The organism is Henriciella sp., assembly GCF_049649345.1.
Lineage (GTDB): Bacteria > Pseudomonadota > Alphaproteobacteria > Caulobacterales > Hyphomonadaceae > Henriciella.
Genome location: NZ_JBARZC010000339.1, coordinates 1 through 3,070, shown reverse-complemented (window position 1 = coordinate 3,070; position 3,070 = coordinate 1). Strand labels below are relative to the sequence as shown.

General features: G+C 61.0%; 4 protein-coding genes. 2 read left to right on the top strand and 2 right to left on the bottom strand.

Annotated features, from left to right (window positions below; all coding sequences use genetic code 11):
* The coding region (locus WA989_RS09300) for a site-specific DNA-methyltransferase (RefSeq protein WP_424340223.1) at positions 1 to 603 on the bottom strand (603 nt) is incomplete at its 3' end.
* Positions 604 to 807: 204 nt separating this feature from the next.
* On the opposite strand from WA989_RS09300, the gene WA989_RS09295 reads away from it, so the two are divergent.
* Positions 808 to 1,503 (top strand): DNA-binding protein, encoded by a 696-nt coding sequence (locus WA989_RS09295; RefSeq protein WP_424340222.1) that lies wholly within the window; start codon positions 808 to 810, stop codon positions 1,501 to 1,503.
* 34 nt (positions 1,504 to 1,537) lie between these two features.
* Here WA989_RS09295 and WA989_RS09290 read toward each other — a convergent pair whose 3' ends face one another.
* A complete protein-coding gene (locus tag WA989_RS09290) occupies positions 1,538 to 2,488 on the bottom strand; it encodes a hypothetical protein (protein WP_424340221.1) in 951 nt (316 codons plus the stop codon).
* A gap of 56 nt (positions 2,489 to 2,544) precedes the next feature.
* Here WA989_RS09290 and WA989_RS09285 point away from each other — a divergent pair, with 56 nt between their 5' ends.
* Positions 2,545 to 2,958, top strand: coding sequence for a hypothetical protein (locus tag WA989_RS09285; RefSeq protein WP_424340220.1), 414 nt, complete (start codon positions 2,545 to 2,547; stop codon positions 2,956 to 2,958).
* Positions 2,959 to 3,070: the final 112 nt, after the last annotated feature.

Below are 3,070 nucleotides of genomic sequence, written 5' to 3'. Positions count from 1 at the left end.
CATACCTCGCTTTGACAGGAGAGCCATTATTGAATGCAACGCGAACAGATTGTTCCCTTTGATCAGCAGGTTCTCCCTCCCCGTGACTTCTGTCACCTTGCCGGGTTCGCCCGCGGACACGGCTTCGGCATCCCATCGCTCCCACCCACGCAGCGCCTTGGGCTCTTCCAACCGGATCACTTCGTCGGGCGCGACGATGCGGTTGACGAACCGCTCCGAGCCGCCGCGGTCCTCGCGGGTCATTCCCCCGGCCAGCACGCAATCCTTGTAGGGCCAGTCCAGCACTACTTCGCGCCCCTTGCGCAGCGCCTCACCGGCCGAGGACAGCCCGATCTTGTTGCCGAAGGCCGTGAAGCTGTCGGGCAGGAAATCCCGCATCGTCACGGTCTGCATGAACCGCACCTTATCGAAGACAAGCGTTCCACCGACGTCCTGAAAGAACCCCTCGCGCAGGCTGTTCTTGGCCATCAACGCCGCGAGCAGGTCAGCCTGCATATTCACCGCGCGGTCCTCCACGCGGGCCCGGATGAGCTCTCCGTCGTCGTTCACGAGGTCGGGCAGGGCGGCGAGGGCGCCTTTCAGGTCGGCGAGGAGGGAAGGCATATCAGTCCTTTATCGTGAATCTTCGCGTTTTCCGCAACGTCGCGGAAATCAGCCGAAGCTACAACAGATTTCCTCGCGGAAATGCCGTTGAAGCGCTTCCGGGCCCGTCAGCATCAACCAATCTTCTGAGTGCCGTCCCGAGGTGGGGCGGTATTACCCGGTATTATCGTTGCCGAGTATTACACCCACAGTCGGAGACGACAGATGTCCAAGCACGAAAAGAAATTCGAAGCTGAGCCAGGCCTCGATCAAGACTACCTGCGCCGCACCGAGACCGCCATTCTGGCGTTCATGGCCGAGAACGAGGGCAAGATGCCCACGCTGCCTCAGGTGCACGCGGAGGTGAAAGGATCATATACCAAGTTGTGCCCGGCCGTCCGGGCAGTGAAGCAGCGCCTGTTGGCGACCGAGACTCGTCTCGCCAATACGCCGGAGATTCCCGATGAGCTTCGCCTGATCCACGAGCAACAATTGAAGGAGATGTGGACAAAGGCCCGCGCACTTCAGAACGACGAGATCGTCGATCTGCGCCGATCACAGGCCGCAAAGGATGAAAGGCACCGGAACGACATGGCGGAGGCCCAAGAGGTCATCGCGATCGTCGAGGCGGGCCGTAACGGGGAGTGCAAGCGTGCGGACGAGGCCGAAGCGACTGTAATTGAGCTTCAAGAGAAGCTGAACGTCGCCGAGAAGGCACTGGCAGAGGCGAACGCCCGGCTGGCTGAACGGGAATCGTTGTTTGCGATGCTCTCGTCGATGCAGCGGCCTGCGGACGATGGTCAAACGGGTTCAAAAGAGGCCAAGCCGACCCGTAGTGCACGGAAGTCTGACGAACCCGAAACAGGTGATCTTCCGATGCCGGCCGGCCCTATGCCTTCAAAGCCAAGCGGCACGAAGTGAGGCTTTAACAGGCGGGTCTTTGCCCCGCCTGGGCTCAGCTCCCCCGGATCACTGCCCTGTCGCGGTCCCGCCTGCGAACATTGATCGCCACAGGGGCGAGATCTGTATGCAGCTTCGCGCGATCGACATCCGTCGCTTTGTCGGGGTGATGCTCGCCCAGCTCGACGTCCAGCCCGCGCCTCTCCGCCTCCTTTGCGAGATGGTGCAGCCCGGACCGATAGCGTGCCTGTATTTCGGCATGCTCTGAAAAATCACCGGCATCTCGCGTGGGAGCATAGGCGTCGTAGATCGCAGTATTCGTCATGCTTCTGAGGTGCTCGTCGATCTGCTGGGCCTTCATGTCCTTGGGGACCGCCCAAGCGCCGGGGATGAGCGACGGGTCGAACCCGGATCGGCCATTATCTCGAGCGACATCAATCATGGTTTCGGGCGGCCTGCGGCCCATTTTTGCTTCGGCATCGACGATCGCCTGGGCGCGCGTCTTCTGCTCCTCTCGAACCGCCGCAATCCTCTGTTGAGACCCGAACACGGAGCGAGCGAAGCCGATCAACCATTCTTTCGCCGGTTTGATCTTCTCGGCCAGCCAAGCACGGCGCTCCTGACTTTCAGGCTTGTTACGTCCCCAAGTGAGGCGCTCGGCAGCCTCTCCTGACGGCGGCGCGTAGGCCAACTCTTCGGCGAGGATAGCAGTCGTTCCAATCTGCAATGATTCCGCTTGGGCCGCGACCGCCGCCCGTTCTTCCTCGGCGATACGCCGATTTCGGTTGGCCGTCTCGCGAGACGCTTTTGCGTCCTTGAGTTCTTGGGCTACCTTCTGAAGCGATTGTGCCGCCTGCGCCCGATCCCGTTCCGCGGCTGACTTCTCCGCGGCGGCAGCCTCCCTGTCCTGCGCCGCTTCGGCGACCTCAGCCGCGGCGATCTCGCGTCCGCGTGATGGAGAAATGTTCTTGCGCTTGATGATTGGCTCGCCGAGCTCACGCAGCATGCGTTCTTTCTCCGCTCGGCGAAGGACCGGAAGGCATCGACCTTCTTCGGATCTTCTTGTCCGAGGTCGTCGTAAAACCACTCATGAGAAATCGAGATCAGCCCCTCGGTGAACGGTTTCTCGTTCTTTGGATGCCACGGCCAGCCAATAAGTTCAGCCAGCGCTCCGGGATCGTCGCTCGCCTCATGGACGTCCTCCATCAACCTCTTCGCCTGGCCCCTGTGCCGACTCTTTCTGAGACCCTCTGCCTTTCGTCGCGCATTCTCGCACTGGATCTTCGCGACATGCTCGCGGGCAATGTCGGTAAGATGCTCGTGCCCGATCGGGAATTCGTTGAGGTGCGTGCGCGCGGCGTCGACATGATCCATCTCGTCGCCAAGACGCTTGCCGTGGGCTTCGATGCCGCCGAGGTTGTTATAGGATACGCGCTTGTATCTCAGCACGATGAAATGTTCTGGCTTCTCCATTGACCGGAGCTACGCCCCGGCTGATGCCGCTCCAAATGATCGAGGAAACGGGCCGTTGGCGGCCCTGCGAACGCGCCTCTTTCAGATGCGCTCAGCCTTATACTCACTATAGAGC